This window comes from Candidatus Berkiella aquae (assembly GCF_001431295.2).
GTDB classification, from domain to species: domain Bacteria; phylum Pseudomonadota; class Gammaproteobacteria; order Berkiellales; family Berkiellaceae; genus Berkiella; species Berkiella aquae.
The window spans coordinates 1,480,707-1,498,934 of the sequence record NZ_LKAJ02000001.1; the positions used below are offsets into that span (position 1 = coordinate 1,480,707).

The following is an 18,228-nucleotide window of genomic DNA, read 5'->3' on the forward strand; positions in this document are numbered from 1 at the left end:
GTTGGTTATGAAACGCGGTCCCGATCATTCTGAAAAAGCAACCGAATGCAACCCATCATTTGCTCAGATTGCATTGGGTATTCCTGAAATAGTTGCAAACATATTACATCACTATCCCCGTTATGGGCTTCGCGGGCAAAATAACCTGGCAACGGTTTCCACGGTATGGCATGAAGCGATGAAGCAATGTCATTTACAGGATGAGCCAACGTTTGAAAAACTGATTACAGATTGCCTAAAATGTCCTGAAGGTGTTATTCATATTTTAAGGGACGATACGTTGCTCCCTTATTTATCGGAAGAGAAAATCTTAAGGCTCATTAGCTGTCATAGCGAGTTTGCGATTTATTTGTTGGAGAATGATGTTTTACCCATCAATCAAAAAAATTTAATGATACTGACAAAGCATCATGCTCAAGTTGCCATGCATCTTTTGACCAATCCTAGCTGGCGTCAAAAGTTACAGAACATAAATATCTACAAGATTGGTTGTCAACATCCTGAAATTGCTCAATGTATACTCGATAATAATATGGGGAGCGAGGACAATGAGTCAAATAGAAGAGAAGGCTTAAAAACACTGGCAGAAAGCTCCCTCATCATCGCCAGAAGGCTTCTCAATGATCCAGCCACTTTAATATATTTAACAGAACCTAATCTTAAAGGACCCCTCGTTATCTATCAATATCTTGAATTGCTGATAGAGTTTGGTAAAACCATCGAATCATTTGCATCTTTTCAGCCAAAGATAAATACATCGGAAGATTTCATCAATCACTTTGAGGCTTTATGCGAACTTGGATTAGGCGCGTATGAATTAATGGTATTAGGTGGTTATCATACTGAAATTGCACTGAAAGCTTTGCAAAGTGAAACAATTTTCGAAAAGTTTCCTGCTATTAACAAAAAATTAACCATTGATTTTTGGGCCCGCAGACATGAAATCGTTGCGATGACTATTCTTGAGACAGAATCACTTTGTAAAAATTTAACTAATTCTGAACTTGCTGATTTATGTAAAAGTCACTCTGCTGCAGCTAAGCACGTTTTTAGCACCTCTCATTTATGCGAGCGATTATACATCGGTGATTTTGTCAAGTGTATTCATCCCCGTATTGGTGAGCTGGCAATGGATATTTTGAAACTAGATATTTTTCATCCACATTTAAATGCTGGCGCCCTCATCGATGTAGCGTTGTCTAACCCTCAAGCGGCTAAAGTTATCCTGACAACAGAGGAATTTAATACCAAACTATCTGCAGTTGATATTGTTTTGATTCATAAGAAATATCCTCAAATGGTTAGAAAAATTCTCAATACCCAAAGCTTAAGAGAATTATTAGAGCCTATGCATTTAGAACTATTAGAAGTCATGAATCGTTACTTCATCATACAACCTTTTATCACTGAGATATCCGAACAGGCTAAAGGTTGGGATTTACAAACCAATAAGCCGAGCGAAGAAATGGATGTCGTTGCGGTTGCAAAGTTTACTTTGAAAAAATAGGTTGGTTATGAAACGCGGTCCCGATCATTCTGAAAAAGTAACCCAATGCAACCCATCATTCGCTCAGGTTGCATTGGGTATTCCTGAAATAGTTGCTACCATTTTACATCACTATCCCCGTTATGGGCTTCGTGGTCAAAATAACCTCGTGACAGTTTCCAAAGTATGGCATGAAGCGATTAAGCAATGGCATTTACAGGATGAGCCAACCTTTGAAAGGCTGATTGCAGATTGCTTAAAATGCCCTGAAAGTGTCATTCATATTTTAAGAGACAATACATTGCTCCCTTATCTATCCGAAGAGCAAATTTTGAGGCTCATTAGCTGTCATGGAGAGTTTGCCATTTCTTTGTTGGAAAATGATGTTTTACCTATCAATCACCAGAGTTTATTGGTACTAACAAAGTATCATCTTCAAGTTGCAATGTATTTTTTTAATGATCCACAATGGTTTAAAAGAATAAAATACAATCTCTATGCGTTTGGTTGTCAGCATCCTGAAATTGCTCAATATATACTCGATAATAATTTGACTGACGGTAATGATCTTATTCGTAGAGAAGGGTTAAATAAGCTTGCAGAAAGCTCCCTTGTCATTGCCAGAAAGCTTCTCAACGATTCTGTTACTTTTGGAAATTTAACAGAACCTACTCTTAAAGGACCTCAATTTCTCTATAAACATCTCGAATTACTGATAGAGCTGGGTAAAACCAATGAATCATTCGCCTTTTTACACTCTCACAATGTAGAGATAAATACACCGGAAGATTTCATTAATCATTTCGAGATTTTATGTGAGCTTGGGTTAAGCGAAAAAGAGGTAGGGGTATTAGGTGACTATCATCCTGAAATTGCACTGAAAGTTTTACAAAATGAAACAATTTTTGCAAGATATATCGGGATTAACAGGCTATTAATGATAATGGGTTGGGTTCTACGGCATGAAGTCATTGCGATGCATGTTCTTGAGACTAACAATATAAGTGATACTCGACTGTCTGATTTGTGTAAAATACATCGTGCTGTCGCTACGCATGTTTCGAATACACCGCATTTATATAATCGACTGTGTATTAATAATTTGATCAATGGTGCTCTTCTGCTGCAAAATGCTGAACTGGCGATAGCTATCCTGAAGAGTAATACTGCTGATGAACAATTAAATATCGATGCTCTCATGCGTTTAGCATCAGGTAATCCATCAGTGGCAAAATACATTCTGACAACAAAAAAACTTTATACAAAACTGTCCGAAGCGAATGTACGTACCATTAGTAATCAATATCCTCACATTGTTAGAAAAATCCTCAATACATCAAGCTTGCGAGACTTAGTAGAGCATACTTATTTATCCATTTTAGAATCAATCGGTCGTGCGTTTGTTATAAAACCCTTTTTGGTTGATGTATCCGAAAAAGCTAAATGTTGGGATTTACAAAGCAATAAGCCGAAAGAAGAAATGAATGTTGATGCGGTTGCAAAGTTTACTTTGAAGAAATAGGTTTATCACGCCGAAGCGAAGACGGATTATTAGAACAATATTTGTTGAGTCACTTTAATGTTCGAATAACTAGAGATTTGTCGGGAAAAACCTTGATTTTTAGTTATTCAATCAGTATGATTCTTCTAACAAAATGATGAGTCTTCTCCCGAGGGAACGTAGGAGAACTGGTAATGTTTTTCATTACTTAGGACTAATAGACTAAACGGGTTCATCACTAAAGTTCATATTTTAGTGATAGACTCGATATTCCTCCTTATCTATCACTTATTGCTGATTTGATAATGAGGCTAGTCATGAAACGCGGTCCCGATCACTCTGAAAAAACACCCGAATGCAACATATCACCTGTCCAGGTTGCATTGGGTATACCTGAAATAGTTACTAACATTTTGCATCACTATCCCCGCTATGGCCTTCGTGGTCAAAATTACCTCGTGACAGTTTCCAAAGTATGGCATGAAGCGATTAAACAATGTCATTTGCAGGAAGAACCAACTTTTGAAAAACTGATTGCAGATTGCTTAAAATGCCCTGAAAGTGTCATTCAAATTTTAAGGGACGACACTTTGCTCCCTTATTTATCTGAAGAGCAAATTTTAAAACTCATCAGCTGTCATAGCGAGTTTGCTATTTATTTGCTAAAAAATGATATCATATCGTTGATTTACGGAAATTATATTTTAAATCCAACGAAGTTATTAACGTTGACAAAGCATCATTCTGAAGTTGCGATAACTTTTTTTACCAATCCTAAATGGCGTCAAAAGTTACTCAATATTCATATTTATAAGTTTGGTTGCCAACATCTCGAAATTGCTCACTATATACTCGATAATAATTTACAAGACAATGATATTGGGGAAATTAGAAGTAATGGCTTAAAGAGCCTTGCAGCCAGTTTTGTTACCATCGCCAGAAGACTTCTCAATGATCCTGCCACTTTTAGAGAATTAACAGAGCCTAATCTTAAAGGACCTAAATTTCTCTATCAATATCTTGAATTGTTAATAGAAACAGCTAGAACTAATGAATCATTTGGATTTTTGTCGTCAAAGATAAATACCCCAAATGATTTTATTAATCAATTCGAGAATTTATGCGATTTGGGGTTAACTGCAGAAGAAATAAAGGTATTAGGCGAATATCACTCTGAAATTGCGATGAAAGTGTTACAAAGTAAAACACTTTGCGAAAAATATTTTGATCCAAAGTCATGTTTTCAGTGGGGTAAAAATCATGAAACAGTCGCAATGCATTTTCTTAAGACAGAACCACTTTGTAAAAATCTAGATGATGATATGGTTGTTGAGTTATGTAAAAAACATCCTGCTGCCGTTAAGTACGTTTTGAATACACCTGATTTATGCGAGCTAGTGTGCATGGCTTTTATTTATCCTACCAAATCTGTTGTTCATTCCCTTGATGAAATCCCGATGCATATTCTGAAAGACCCCACTCTTTGTGAAATGTTATGTGAGGTACCCCTTCTAGCATTTGGGGCATATCATCCACGAGCGGCTAAAGTTATTCTGACGACAAAGGATTTTTATACAAAATTATCAGAAGAGAAAATAAATTCCATTTGTCATAAACATCCTCATATTCTAAGAAAAATCCTCAATACACAAAGCTTGCGAGAAATGTTGGAGCCTGAACATTTAAACAAATTAGAATCTATTGATCCTCAGTTACACATCAAGCCTCTGTTAATAAAGGTATCCGAACAAGCTAAAAGTTGGGATTTACAAACCAATAAGCCGAGCGAAGAAATGGATATCGATGCGGTTGCAAAGTTTACTTTTAAAAAGTAGGTTAAACATGAAACTCGGTCCTGAACATTCCGAAAAAATAGCTGAATGCGGCCCATCCTCCGCTCAGATTGCCTTAGGCATGCCTGAAATAGTCGCCACTATTTTACATCACTATCCCCGTTATGGGCTTCGCGGGCAAAATAACCTTGCGACAGTTTCCACGGTTTGGCATCAAGTGATTAAAGAATGTCATTTACAGGATGAGCCAACCTTTGAAAAACTGATTACAGATTGCTTAAAATGCCCTGAAGGCGTGATTCATATTTTAAGAAACGACACTTTGCTCCCTTATTTGTCAGAAAGACAAGTTTTGAGATTAATCAGCTGTCATAGGGAGTTTGCGATTTATTTGTTGGAAAATGATGTTATATCTGTAAACAGCCAGAATTTATTGACACTGACAAAGTATCATCCTCAAGTTGCAATGCATCTTTTGTCAAATCCACAATGGCTTCAAAGGATACGAGATTATGTCTGCTTTTTTGGTTGCCAACATCACGAAATTGCGGAGTATATCCTCGATAATAATATACGCACTGGCGATGATGAGCTTGATCACAGAGCGGACTTAAAGAGGCTTGCAGATAGCTCTCTCATCATTGCCAGAAGGCTTCTCAATGATCCAGTCATTTTTGAGGATTTAACAGAACCCAATCTGAAAGGACCGCTAGTGCTCTATAAACATCTTGAATTGTTGATAGAGTTAAGTAAAACCAATGAATCATTCGCATTTTTATATTCTCTCAATGTAGAGATAAATACACCAGAAGATTTCATTAATCACTTTGAAACTTTATGTTCCTTTGGATTAAGTGAACAAGAAGTAAAGGTATTAGGCGACTATCATCCTGAAATTGCCATGAAATTTTTGCAAAATGAAACGCTTTGCCAAAGATTTCTTGGAGCAAACGCACAATTCATGATTAATCATTGGGCCAAACTGCATGAAGCGGTTGCGATGCATATTCTTAAGGCTAACAATGTAAACGATGTTGAACTGGCTGATTTGTGTAAAAGACATCCTGTTGCCGCTAAGTACGTTATAAATACACCCCATTTATGCAATCGACTGTGCATGAGTTATTATGGCAATTTCTTTTCTACTCAAAATGAAGAGCTGGCGATAGATATTCTGAAGACAGAGACTTTTCATCCAAAATTACATGGTACAGCCCTTTTGTATTTAGCCTCAAATGATCCTAAAGCAGCTAAAATGATCCTGACGACCAATAAATTTTGTAGAAAACTGACCGAAGCTAACGTACGTTACATTTGTAATCAACATCTTCACATTGTTAGAAAAATTCTCAATACCCAAAGTTTGCGAGAATTAGTAGAGCCCGCTGATTTAGCAATATTAAAAGCAATGGATCGTCAGATAATCATTAAGCCTTTGTTGTTTGGTGCATCCAAACAAGCTAAAGGTTGGGATTTAAAAGCCAATAAGCCGAGTGAAGGAGCTAAGATAAATGTGGTCACAAAATGTAGCTGTTAAATTGGTGAGTGCATAATCTGTATTAAAAATGCTGCACAGTATCATTCTCTCAAAAAAGCCTTGGGATAATAAATAGCTATACAACTAATTATACCATTATCGATTAGTTTATTATCAAACAAATTATCTATAACTGATTGCTTGAAAGTAGGCCGGATTGTAAACTCTGGGTATTAATCATTTGCATACATCAAACTAAGGAACCATAAGAATGCGGTTAATACTGCTAGGACCTCCTGGATCAGGAAAAGGAACCCAAGCCCAATACATCATGGAACGCTATGAAATACCTCAAATTTCTACAGGGGACATGCTGCGAAAGAGTGTTGCAGATGGAACGCCTTTGGGAATACAAATCAAAGCAACCATGGATGCGGGTAATTTAGTTTCTGATGACATTATCATTAAATTAGTGAAAGAACGGATCCAGCAGCCTGATTGTAAAAGTGGTTTTTTATTAGATGGTTTTCCTCGTACGGTCCGCCAAGCGCAAGCCTTGATGGAATCGGGTGTGAAAATTGATAAAATCATTGAATTACAAGTCTCCGATGATGAAATTGTGCGTCGTTTATCTGGCCGCAGAGTTCATCCGGGCTCAGGGCGGGTTTACCATGTTGAATATCAACCACCGGCAAGGGCAGGGCATGATGACGTCACGGGAGAGCCTTTAGTTCAACGTGATGATGATAAAGAAGAAACCATTCGAAAACGTTTGGTGATTTATCATGCGCAAACCTCCCAAGTTTCCGTATTTTATATGCGCTTAACCTTGGCAGATAGTGAAAATTCCCCGCAATACATCAAAATCAATGCTGAGCAGCCTCCACTGGTTGTTTGCGATGAGATTTTCCGAAATATAGCTTAAAGTCGGTCGTGTGCGGATGGGGAGAAGGATGTTTTTCTCCCCAAAACAGCCAATTTTGTTCATTTTCCCCCTTAACATATGATCAGCATAACCTCATTTTTATGTGGAATTAGCCTAACTTTGTGCTATGTTAGTTATGTGCACCTTTTTGCAGGACTGTTAATGGGAGACAAATTATGGCATTAACAAAACGTAAAACTAAAGCAAAAACGCGTGTTAAACGCACAACACGCGCTAAGACACGTACAAAGCATTCAACGAAGAAAGGCACTATGCATTCTAAGTTGATGCAAAAACTACGACAAGCAAAACTCGCTGAAAAACGCGCTATCAAGCAAATCACTGCATTGCTTCGTAAGCACAAATCAACGTTGCTTAAAATGCGCAAAGCACTTAGCACTAAACTTGCGCAAAAAACCAAACAAGCACAAAAGCTACGTTTGCAAATGCAGAAAAAGCATATGCAAGCTATTCGTAAGCTTAAAAAGGAACAAGCCAAAGCTTTAGCGAAGGTAACGGCGACAAGTAAAACCAAAGCTAAAACAAAAGCAAAATCACGGACAAAAGCTAAAACGAAAACAAAAGCGAAATCAAGAGTAGGTGCTACGCGAAAGACTCACAAAGCGGGTCATCGCAAGACTGCTGGTAAAAAAGTAATTCACTTACGTCATTACCGGCACATTCGAAAAGCAGCCTAATAGGATATAGGTTTTGAAACCGCTAGTTCAGTAATGCACTAGCGGTATTCTTTATTAGGGAAATAGTAATGACAGTCTTTTCAATTGATAAACTGATGCAAGAAACACGGCGACTGGCAGCAGAATATCGTCAAAATACAGGTCAAATCTTACCCATTGGCGCGGAGCTTGCAAAATATGATGCGGCACGTTTGCTAAAGCTTATTCCTTTACAAAAACCGATTAAAAGTGTCGATTTTATTGGAACGTCAGGCCCTTTAGACAATCAATTGATCCAAGTTAAAAGTCGCGTTATTTTCGATGAAGCAAAATCAGGACACCGAATTGGGCAGTTAAATCTAGGGGGGGGGTGGCATTTTTGTGCACTGGTACTTTATGAAGCCAATTACCAACCATTTGCGATTTATCTGGGTGCACAATCTGTCATTGCCGAAGCAATGTTGCAAAAGACAAATGCGACACATAATGCTCGCGGACTCATGTCTTTAGCACAATATAAGCGCGTGTCAGAACTGATTTGGACCATCGAAAATGGCCTTGAATGGGATGCGCTTTGGTCAAATGCGTCTTGATACGGATGCACTGCTTTGAGCTGGTTCATCAGTATTCGTGGGGGTTGAACGCGTTATCGCTTGCAAAATACTTAATTCGTTGAGTTTAAATAAGGGTGCAGGAATTTTCGGTTTGATCCAGTCTTTTAATCTTTTGGCAGCATTGCTGAATAAGGCGACAGGGCTAAAGCAGTTAAGATCGCCCCTTTTATAAGCTTCATAGAGTTCATAAGCACAATATCCATTCTCGCCAAACATGTGATAGAGGTAATCTTGTGCGGTTAATGGAATAGAATTCACGACAAATTTAATGGCTTGCGCACCATAGTATGCAGGCATACCAAGATAGGTATAACCTACTTCATAAAGCTTGAGCACCTTGGCTTTATTGAGTAACTCGCTCAGCAGGATTTCACGCTCTTGTGGGTCTTTATTGGTATAACGTTGATAGGGATTTAGCACGTTAATCTCAACCGTACTGATTTCCCCATCCGCTTTATTCAACGTGAAAAAATTAATATTAGAATGTGAGCCCTCAACGCCTTCTTTTGCATCTATAAGCATATTGAAAAGTTCATGCCATTGTAGACCATTACGTAAATTGAGATTTTTACGCCAGTTTCCTTCTAAACCTTTATCAATTTTAAGCAATGTAACTCTACATATTTCAGGAGGTAGTCGAACTAAACTCATATCTTGGGCAAGCGTTTGGACAATATCACCGCCTACCATGCCAAAGTTGGCTCGCAATTCAATAGGTTTGCCAATTTCAGCTTGGCACGTAGCAAGATCATCGGTTTCCATCCGAATTTCGGGTGAGACACCGGGATCATTTAAATTAGTCATGGTTAAAGTATCAATATGATCAAAATCATTTGTTTGAGCACGTTCTTTCAAAAATGCGTTAACGAATAGTTGACTTGTTGATGAGCCTTGGCTGTGACCACTGACCTGAATTTTCAAATTGCTAGCTGTCGTACCATAATGATCTTGTATAGCCTTTTTTACGTAGGCCATGACGGCATCCTTTATTTTTGGAAAGCTATCGCTACTTGGACCCTCGGACTCTAAATTAATTAAGGCACTGTTCTCATCAATAAAATCAGTACCGCGAAAAACGATTTTGATATTAGGATCATTGCGATCTTTAGGCAGGAGGATATAGCCATACATTCCCAATACCATTGGTAATTGTTTAACCACGTGATAGGAATAGGAGCCATCATCATTCAATTGTAAGATTTCTTTGGGATGGGCAAAGCCTTTCTCGGCTAAATAATAAGACATGCAGCAGGCATAGTGGGCACTGGCAAATTCCAAAATGTGCTTTGGATGTTCTGCATTTTTGCGTGCAATTGCTTCTAAATTAAGTGTAATGCCGTCTGTTGCCATGGATAAGCTCAATAAAATTACATTTGTTTGCCAGCTTAATTAGTGAGAAAGGTTATTGATATAATTAAAAGATAAATGGCTAGACACTTCTTATAAGCTGACTTAATATCAGCGACATGAACCCCAAACCCACTTTTTTAGCAATTGATACTTCTACAGAGGCCTGCTCTGCCGCGATATTGCATGCCAATGGTTGCGTTTGGCGTGATGAAATGACGCCTAAAGCGCATACAACCTTATTAATCCCCATGATTGAAGCATTATTAGCTGAAACAGGTTTGAAACTGGCTGATATGGCAGCCATCGCGGTAACTCGAGGCCCAGGTAGCTTTACTGGGGTACGAATAGGGGTAGGGATTGCCCAGGGGATTGGGTTTGGCCTTAACAAGCCGGTTTATGAAATTTCTTCACTTGAGGCATTAGCGGCGCATACCGCTTTTCCAGGTCGCGTTATTGCGGCGATTGATGCCAGAATGCAAGAAGTTTATACCGCAACCTATTGCCGCCAACATAATGTGATTTCGGTCGAGGGGTGTGAAGTATTATGTTCACCCGCTACGCTGATGGGGCATGCTTTACAATATGCTGATGAATCAGCCGTTTTATTAGCAGGAACGGGTTGGGGGGCCTATGAGCCAACTTTTCCTTTACCCGCAGGATGGCAAATCAAACCGAACCAATATCCGCATGCAAAAGCGGTTGCTGAATTAGCTTATCAGCAGTGGCTGCAAGGCAAAAAGGGCGTAGGAGCCGATTCACTGCAACCGGTTTACTTACGAGATAACGTGGCGGAGAAGTCTAAGAAAGTTAAGTTATTACACATAGACAAGTAAAATCCCCCGCTTGTTTTTTAAACAAGCAGCCCCCTTTTGACAAAGTGGGCGAATGATTCGCTTTGCTCATCAAATGACGCGAAGCGTCAATTCACCCTCTTTGAATAAAAGAGGGTCACGAACAAAGTGAGTGGGGAGATTTTAAGAAACAAACAAATTAACCAATATCGCTTCATACAGCGCTGACAGCTGCTCTAACTCATCAATATCAATACACTCATTCACTTGATGAATCGTTGCGTTGACAGGACCTACTTCGATCACTTGCGTGCCATATTGTGCAAAAAAGCGGCCATCGGAAGTACCCCCTGTAGTAGACAAGAGGGGAGCATAGCCTAAGGTCTTTTCAATAGTAGTCGCTACCTTGCGAATGAAATCATTATCAGGAGCGGTATAAAACGGTTTACCGCCCAAAATCCAATCAATATGGTATTCACAACCGTGTTTTTGCAAAATGCCTTCAACGGTTGCTTGAATATGTTCAGGTGTTGTTTCAGGTGAAAAACGCAAATTAAAATTGGTTTCTAATATCCCGGGAATCACATTGGCCGCACCTGTTCCTGCTTGAATATTGGCAAATTGCAGCGAGGAAGGAGGGAAAAATTCAGTGCCTTGATCCCACGTGATTGCAGCAATTTCTGCTAAAGGAATAAAGGCTTGATGAATAGGGTTCAGTGCGAGCTGAGGGTAAGCCACATGCCCTTGTTTGCCAATGATTTTTAAATAACCGGTTAGTGAGCCACGCCGTCCTATTTTTGCTGTATCGGCAAGTTTCACGGTACTTGAAGGCTCTCCCACTAAACACCACTCGGGGATCTGTTGGCGCGCTTCTAATATTTTTAAAATAGCTTGAGTGCCATCTAAAGCAGGGCCTTCTTCATCGCTGGTAATTAAAAAAGCAATGCTGCCAGGGTGTTCTGGATAAAGCTGAATAAATCGTTCGCAAGCAGTAATCATTGCCGCAATGCTGCTTTTCATATCTGCTGCACCGCGAGCATAGAGTTTATTTTTTTCAATGGTTGGCGTAAAAGGTGGCGTGCGCCAACTGCTTAAATCACCTGCGGGTACAACATCGGTATGGCCTGCAAAACATAAAGTGGGTTTTTGGGTGCCTCGAATGGCAAATAAATTGCTCACATTATTGATAATATGATGTTCAACAGTAAATCCCATTGCCGTTAAGTAGCTTTCAAGAAGCTGTTGGCAGCCTTCATCTTTGGGGGTAACGGAAGGACGTGATAATAAATCACAAGCCAGTTCTAAGGTTTTCGATCTCAAGCGTCACTCTCAGCTGCATCACGTAAAATACTATTAATACCTACTTTTGCCCGGGTTTTCGCATCGACCCGTTTTACAATAACGGCACAATAAAGTCCATATTTGCCATTGGCAGCAGGAAGGGTACCTGGTACCACCACGGAATCTTGGGGGACTTTACCGTATAAAATAGTGTCATTTTCTCTATCATAAATCCGAGTGCTTTGGCCAATGTAAACACCCATTGAAATCACAGCGCCTTCTTCGACAATCACGCCTTCCACGATTTCAGAGCGAGCACCAATAAAGCAATGATCTTCGATAATGGTAGGTGATGCTTGTAAAGGCTCTAACACCCCACCAATGCCAACCCCACCGGATAGATGAACGTAACGACCAATTTGCGCACAAGAGCCGACGGTGGCCCAGGTATCAATCATCGTTCCTTCGCCCACATAAGCGCCAATATTGACGTAGGATGGCATTAAAATGGTATTAGGGCCGATATAAGCGCCTTGGCGCACGCAAGCAGGGGGCACAATACGAGAGCCCATTTTGCTAAAGTCCTCTGCGGTGTGCTGCATAAACTGCATCGGAACTTTATCGTAAAATCGCGTAAAACCACCCTCTATTAGCTGGTTTTCCTGCAAACGAAAATTTAACAAAATAGCTTGTTTTGCAACTTGATTGGCTTCCCATTGACCGGGTGCAATGCACGTCGCCGCGCGACATTCGCCACTTTCTAACTGTGCAATAATAAGCGCTATCGCTTGACGTAAAGCAGGGGAGGCTTGTTGGGGCGTAATAGTTTCACGCGCTGCAAAAGCTTGTTCAATAAGGGTTGTGGCTTCTAATGTGTTCATGACAACAGCATAAAGAGATAGGGCATTTTTGTAAATGAAAAAGCAACAATAAAGTTAGCAAACAAATCTAAAAATTTTGTTTCTCGCTGCAAAAAAAAACTGTAAATATTATGACTTGTTTGCAAAAGATTAAATGAAAATAATGCAATCTCTCGCTAAAAATAAGATAACGGAGATTGACATGGCTAATTATTATGGATTGCTCGTTGGAATTAATTATGTTGGCACATCAAATAAATTAAACGGTTGTGTTGAAGATATTGAAGAAATGGCAAAAATTTTGCAAAAGGGTGGGGTACCTGCAAAAAACATTCAAGTGTTATCAGATGATTATGAAGGTGTTGCTAATGCACCAACGAAAGATAATATCTTAAATGCGCTAAACAGCTTGGTTGCGAAGGCAAAGCCGGATGACATTATCTTCTTCCATTACAGTGGCCATGGCACCAATTCCTTGGGACAACAATTTTTTCGTAAAGTTGAAGGTGAAGCCATTTGCGCCCTCAATAACAGCGAAATCGAATTAATAGCCGATTATGAATTGCATAATGTGATAAAAAAATTGGTTCCAGGTGCGCGGTTTGTTTCGGCATTAGATTGTTGCCATTCAGGAGATATGTTCAATCTTGAAAATAATTTATACGAGAAAAATGTAACCCATTCTGACAGAGGATTACATCATCCTGTATCGAGCTCATCTAAAGAGTCACAAGTAGAAACCGTTACTCCCCAAAAAGAGAAGAAAAAAGCCTCACATGATAAACACGACAAACATAAGCATGTAAAAAAAGAGAAAGAAAAGAAAGGCCATAGTCAACATCATCAAACGCAAACAGAACCTGCAAGTTCTACCGAAGAAAAAGGGTTATTAGAGAATCTTCAGCAGTGGCTTCATCCTTCGTCATCATCGTCTTCAAAACCTTCATTATCGGCCAATCTTCATGGTTATGCCGTGGTATTAAGTGGTTGCCTAATGAAGCAAACCTCGGCGGATACCGTCATCTCCGGTCAGGCACAAGGGGCCTTTACCGCTTGTTTAAGAGCAATGATTGAAAAATATGGTTTTCATAAGATTTTAGATGTTTTCTTAAGTGGTTCAAAAGCGGCCATGAAGCCTTTAAATGATGAAATGATTGCTTGGTTAAACAGCAGAGGTTATGAGCAACGTCCTGATTTTTCATTTGAAGGACAATTAGCAGCTAAACAAAAGAAAATCATGGCACCTGTCACTACAGGCGTTATAACCGAAGAAGAAGCGAAACCATACCTTTTAGGCTTTGCACAATACCTGCGAGATAATGCAGGTCTTCGCCCCGTACAAGTTTCACAAGGTGAAACGGCTAGAAATGATGAACAACAACTTCAATTTCCACGAAGAAGAGTTCATTAAATTGCTTCCCCTTCGCTACGCTCTGGGTCGCAATGACGAGAGTATTTTTATTTCACATTCGAGCCGTATAAAAAAAGCGACCACAATCGTGGTCGCTTGCCTCAACATGAAGGAGAATCTCCTTGGCAGGTAACCCTGCGTGGTTTAACCGCCACTGCTACCTTTACCAAGACTTTCACCACCCGTACCAGTAGCACCTACTGTGTCACCACCCCCTTTCCAAACAGTAGAACCTGCTGTTTTGATAAGGCTGGGTAAGAACACTAAGCCTGCAGCAATTGCTAATAAAACAATTGGTTGGCTTAAGGATACTTGGGTTGGGTTATCTTTATGCGCTTTGAGTTTTAACATACCCATTAATGCAAAACCTACCCCTGCGACATAACTTGTTGCAGTGATTAATTTTGCGACCCCGGTCATGCTGGTTGTTATAGTATCTGCAACATCACCAAGGCTGCCTTCTTGTGAGGAAGTGCCGCCGGCAAACACAATATTTGAAATAAGAAATAGAGCAAGCAACGTTCCGAAGTATGCACATAGCGTCCACAGTGCATTCGACGAGGACGTACTCGCTTTTACCATGGTCGTTTTCATAACGTTTTCTCCTTTATCGAGGTTAGTTTTTAAGTCAAGTATCTTTAAAGAGGAACCTTCGCAAAAACAGTTTTTTTCCAGTAATCAATCTGCACAGAAAATGATTTTCTGGAAGGTAATAACCGTAAGTGCTTTAGCACCTCATGTTGTAATTCATCCTTGCTAAGTGATGCGTCCAATAAACCTTGGCCAAAGACTCTGGGATCGCTTGAATCTGGGCCGAAGCAATTAATCACTTCTTTACTCCTATCCTTTAAACTCATATAAACTGCTTGGAGTTTTCCTTTATAAGCAGATTCTTTATCAAGTGAACAATAAAGCACTCTGCAAAAATTATTTAAATCGGCTTGGCTGATTTCAGGAATATGAACAACGTTGCCACCGGTGTTGCTATCTAAACCCACGGAATCAATAAAGAAGCATTGTGCACAAAAACAGCATGCAGTCGCTAAATTATCCATTTTGTTGTTTTTATAATTTTGATCAATGTTAATAATTTCTTGAAATTCTTTCGCAAAAAAACCACAAAAACGGCAAGTATAATTATCACGTTGTAAAATACGCTTTTTTAAAGCGAGAAAGGTATTATTTCGCTTACGAGCTGAATAAAGCCGCCATGCACCACGTTGTGCGCCTAATGTAATGGGTAATAGCTCCATTTATGTACCGCCCGTATAGCCTAATGTCGTTGCTAGCAAGTTGAATGTGTCTACAATATTGACTAAGAAAATACCGCCAATCACGTGAATAAGCCCTTTACCAAGGCTACCTGGTTGCGCACCAGAGTGCCCCATTTTCGATAAAATGACCCAACCTCTTACAAATGCGATTAATCCAATCAAATACATGTATTTAATGACAACATCTTTAATGGCGTCCCATTTCTCAAAGCCCGACAAACCTGAATAGGAAATCAGATCTTGCGTACCACTAATATCGCCGGTTCCAAAAACAGTTGTTAAAGAGGCTCTCAATGTGCTTGGAAAATAGATTAATAAAGCGCCAACCATGATAAATACAAATGGGCCCGCAATTTCACCTTTTTGCGCGGAACTTAGCGTTTGGGTTGCAAAAATGCGATACATCATAACCCCTCTCACAAACAATGTGAGACCGATAATGTACGATAAAGCTTTAACCAGAGTTTCTATACTGCCAAAGGCGGCAGATAGATTGCTCAAAGCTATGTCGATACTAAATGCCGATGCGTCCATTTAAATCACCTACCTTACCTATATAAGTTTAACACCAAACTTACATCAATTATCATCACGCCATCTCCTTATTTTTACAAGTGCCACTGATTGTGAGCTGTCTTTTTAACGATTTTGACTAAGGGGTATGCGCAAAGTTCCACTTTTTACCGTTCATTTTGATGTTGTTTGTTAATAGTTAAAGGGGTAATTCGTTATAGGTTAATAGGTTGATGTATAAAATAAAAAAGAGCGCAGAATATACACTATTTATTAAAAAAAGCGTAATATCCTGATGCTGTTTAAGTTGACAACTACAGGGTTTGTTATTATGGTAGCTATCTTCCAAAATAATTGATATGAAGTGATTTGTGGCCCTACAATCGATACGAACAGCCTACCAACCCTTCTTTACCTTTAATAAAAAAGATTTCTGGCAATGGTTCTATGCCGGGTTGTTGATTGCAGGCAACGCAAGTCAGGCAGCTTTGTTAATATTGATCAACAGTTCCTTTAATCAATTCTTTGGGGTACTTGGATTACCTGCTATTACTTATTATGCTTTTTTTCGCGCGATTATGCCCTTAGTGATCTCCGTTTGTATCTATACGCTGACGGCAGCATTGAACGCGTTTACGGTTGATAAACTGACAACTCATTTAGATGATTTATTAACCAAGCATTATGTAGGGCGGTGGATTAAATCGAAGGCCTATTTTGGCGTTAATTTTTTACCCAAACCCAAGGTGCCCAATGCCGCGCCTGTCCTTGGTAAAGCGGTTCAAGAAAGTAATCGTTTGGTCGTGATGCTGGGCGATAGCTATCTTAATACTTTTTTTAGTTTTCTCGTTGGGCTTTATGGATTATGGCAACTTTCTATGCCATTAACTTTGCAAATTTCAACTTTTGCTTTTGTGATCCCAGGTTATATGGCGATTGCTGCCATTGCTTACTCTTTACTCAATAATTATGTTATTACCAAAATAGGTAAAAACTTACGTAGAGCAACAGAGCAAAAGCATGACAATCTGAACGAATTAGAAGCAACCTTACACCATATTGAAAAAAATGCAGAAGGCATTGAATTATTAAGAGCGAGCAACAAAGAAGAAAGTAACGTTATAAAAATACTAGAACGAAATGCACTGTATAAAGCAACCTTGAGTCGATTGCAGTCAGCATTTGCATTTTGTACCGCCATGAATGAGCAATTGCGGTTTTTTATTGGATTTCTCTTAAGTGTTCCACAAATTGTCGCGAAAGCCATTAGCATTGATAATGTATTAATTATTAGTGATTATTTTGCAAGAGTTATTGGTTTTTTTACTTGGCGTCACGACTATTACCAAGATGTAACGACGTTAGAAGTTTTGGCAGGTAAAATTTGTGATTTAGAAAATCAGATGCAAGAATGGGATGTCATTGATAAAGAGTGCAAGTTAACAACGCAACAAGGAAAAATCTTATCATTTTCTAATATTTGCATTCATAAGCCTGATGGTAATAACCTGCTGTCACAAAAGCAATTTGCTTTCAAAAATGCTCAAATCACCATGATACAAGGCCCTTCAGGCGTTGGTAAGTCAACGCTATTTCGTACTTTAGCGGGGTTATGGCCTTATGTGGAAGGTAAAATTACGTTACCAGAGAATCAATCAAATATGCATATTGTGGCGCAAAAGCCTTATTTTCCAATGCATGTTTCTTTGTATGAAGCTATTTTGTATCCCACAACTGCAACCATAACACAAGAACAGCGCAAGAAAATGGATGCTTTAATGAAAGAGTTTCAGTTAACGCATTTATTAACTAACGCAGAAAAAACCAAAGATTGGAGTAAGACCTTAAGTGGGGGTGAAGCTCAACGTATTGCTCTCATTCGTGCCATTCTTAAAGCACCTAAGTTGTTATTAATGGATGAACCCTTCTCGGCACTTGATGGAAAAGCGCGACAAATGAGCGAGCGCTTATTAAAGAAATGTTTACCTAAAGCGACCATTATTTATATTGATCATGAAGTGCTTGAAGAAAAAGTAAATTCAACGCATAAAAATAGAATGTTTGATAATAGAGTTATCTTTGATAAGCAAAAGCTGACCGAACAAAAGAAAGCATCAGCGACTCAAGAGGTTGAAAAGGGGACGAGACGCACAACCAGAAGAAGCGTAAGGTAAAAAGCCAGGGTAGTTGGGAGTAATCTTGTCATGCCAGCGAACGCTCGCATCTAGACTTTGAGATACCTGGGCCCCAGCCTACGCTGGGGCGACAAATACCT

The 18,228-nt window shown here is 39.3% G+C and carries 16 protein-coding genes; 10 read left to right on the forward strand and 6 right to left on the reverse strand.

All coding sequences use genetic code 11. The annotated features are described in order from the left end of the window. Window positions 1-7: 7 nt before the first annotated feature. The 7 genes from HT99x_RS06675 (at window position 8) to HT99x_RS06705 (ending at window position 8,452) form a co-directional block, all read left to right on the forward strand. Complete coding sequence (locus HT99x_RS06675; protein ID WP_075066401.1) at window positions 8-1,507, forward strand: hypothetical protein; 1,500 nt, start codon at window positions 8-10, stop codon at window positions 1,505-1,507. A 7-nt stretch (window positions 1,508-1,514) separates the two neighbouring features. After that, window positions 1,515-3,008, forward strand: a complete 1,494-nt coding sequence (locus HT99x_RS06680) for a hypothetical protein (protein ID WP_075066400.1) — start codon at window positions 1,515-1,517, stop codon at window positions 3,006-3,008. A gap of 296 nt (window positions 3,009-3,304) precedes the next feature. Beyond that, window positions 3,305-4,822, forward strand: a complete 1,518-nt coding sequence (locus HT99x_RS06685) for a hypothetical protein (protein ID WP_075066399.1) — start codon at window positions 3,305-3,307, stop codon at window positions 4,820-4,822. 7 nt (window positions 4,823-4,829) lie between these two features. Next, window positions 4,830-6,317: a hypothetical protein gene (locus tag HT99x_RS06690; protein WP_139016600.1), complete on the forward strand. Its 1,488-nt coding sequence runs from the start codon at window positions 4,830-4,832 to the stop codon at window positions 6,315-6,317. 211 nt (window positions 6,318-6,528) lie between these two features. Then, the gene (adk, locus tag HT99x_RS06695) at window positions 6,529-7,182 is read left to right on the forward strand and encodes an adenylate kinase (RefSeq protein WP_075066397.1); all 654 of its coding nucleotides are present in this window, start codon (window positions 6,529-6,531) and stop codon (window positions 7,180-7,182) included. Window positions 7,183-7,358: 176 nt separating this feature from the next. Then, window positions 7,359-7,880, forward strand: a complete 522-nt coding sequence (locus tag HT99x_RS06700) for a hypothetical protein (RefSeq protein WP_075066396.1) — start codon at window positions 7,359-7,361, stop codon at window positions 7,878-7,880. Window positions 7,881-7,948: 68 nt separating this feature from the next. Continuing rightward, window positions 7,949-8,452 carry a hypothetical protein gene (locus tag HT99x_RS06705; protein ID WP_075066395.1) on the forward strand — a complete coding sequence of 168 codons (504 nt, stop codon included), beginning with the start codon at window positions 7,949-7,951 and terminating at the stop codon, window positions 8,450-8,452. On the opposite strand, the gene HT99x_RS06710 is transcribed toward HT99x_RS06705, so the two are convergent. Continuing rightward, window positions 8,438-9,823, reverse strand: coding sequence for an alpha/beta hydrolase family protein (locus HT99x_RS06710; RefSeq protein WP_075066394.1), 1,386 nt, complete (start codon window positions 9,821-9,823; stop codon window positions 8,438-8,440). The genes HT99x_RS06705 and HT99x_RS06710 overlap by 15 nt on opposite strands. A gap of 116 nt (window positions 9,824-9,939) precedes the next feature. Here HT99x_RS06710 and tsaB point away from each other — a divergent pair, with 116 nt between their 5' ends. Then, window positions 9,940-10,656 (forward strand): tRNA (adenosine(37)-N6)-threonylcarbamoyltransferase complex dimerization subunit type 1 TsaB, encoded by a 717-nt coding sequence (gene tsaB, locus HT99x_RS06715; RefSeq protein WP_075066393.1) that lies wholly within the window; start codon window positions 9,940-9,942, stop codon window positions 10,654-10,656. Window positions 10,657-10,797: 141 nt separating this feature from the next. Here the strand turns inward: tsaB and dapE are convergent, their stop codons facing one another. Together dapE and dapD are read right to left on the reverse strand one after the other, a co-directional pair. Further along, entirely contained in the window at window positions 10,798-11,934 is a 1,137-nt protein-coding gene (gene dapE / locus HT99x_RS06720; RefSeq protein ID WP_075066392.1) for a succinyl-diaminopimelate desuccinylase, read from the reverse strand. Next, the gene (gene dapD / locus HT99x_RS06725; RefSeq protein WP_075066391.1) at window positions 11,931-12,776 is read right to left on the reverse strand and encodes a 2,3,4,5-tetrahydropyridine-2,6-dicarboxylate N-succinyltransferase; all 846 of its coding nucleotides are present in this window, start codon (window positions 12,774-12,776) and stop codon (window positions 11,931-11,933) included. The genes dapE and dapD overlap by 4 nt, the downstream gene beginning before the upstream one ends. 181 nt (window positions 12,777-12,957) lie before the next feature. Here dapD and HT99x_RS06730 point away from each other — a divergent pair, with 181 nt between their 5' ends. Beyond that, a complete protein-coding gene (locus HT99x_RS06730) occupies window positions 12,958-14,166 on the forward strand; it encodes a caspase family protein (protein ID WP_075066390.1) in 1,209 nt (402 codons plus the stop codon). Window positions 14,167-14,310: 144 nt separating this feature from the next. On the opposite strand, the gene HT99x_RS06735 is transcribed toward HT99x_RS06730, so the two are convergent. From HT99x_RS06735 to HT99x_RS06745, 3 genes are read right to left on the reverse strand one after another with little or no spacing between them, the layout of a single operon-like run. Then, window positions 14,311-14,760: a type IV secretion protein IcmD gene (locus HT99x_RS06735; RefSeq protein WP_102134643.1), complete on the reverse strand. Its 450-nt coding sequence runs from the start codon at window positions 14,758-14,760 to the stop codon at window positions 14,311-14,313. Between the two features lie 44 nt (window positions 14,761-14,804). Beyond that, window positions 14,805-15,419, reverse strand: coding sequence for a type IVB secretion system protein IcmJDotN (gene icmJ, locus HT99x_RS06740; RefSeq protein ID WP_075066389.1), 615 nt, complete (start codon window positions 15,417-15,419; stop codon window positions 14,805-14,807). Further along, window positions 15,420-15,974 (reverse strand): hypothetical protein, encoded by a 555-nt coding sequence (locus HT99x_RS06745; protein ID WP_075066388.1) that lies wholly within the window; start codon window positions 15,972-15,974, stop codon window positions 15,420-15,422. Window positions 15,975-16,324: 350 nt separating this feature from the next. Here HT99x_RS06745 and HT99x_RS06750 point away from each other — a divergent pair, with 350 nt between their 5' ends. Beyond that, the gene (locus HT99x_RS06750; RefSeq protein WP_075066387.1) at window positions 16,325-18,127 is read left to right on the forward strand and encodes an ATP-binding cassette domain-containing protein; all 1,803 of its coding nucleotides are present in this window, start codon (window positions 16,325-16,327) and stop codon (window positions 18,125-18,127) included. Window positions 18,128-18,228: the final 101 nt, after the last annotated feature.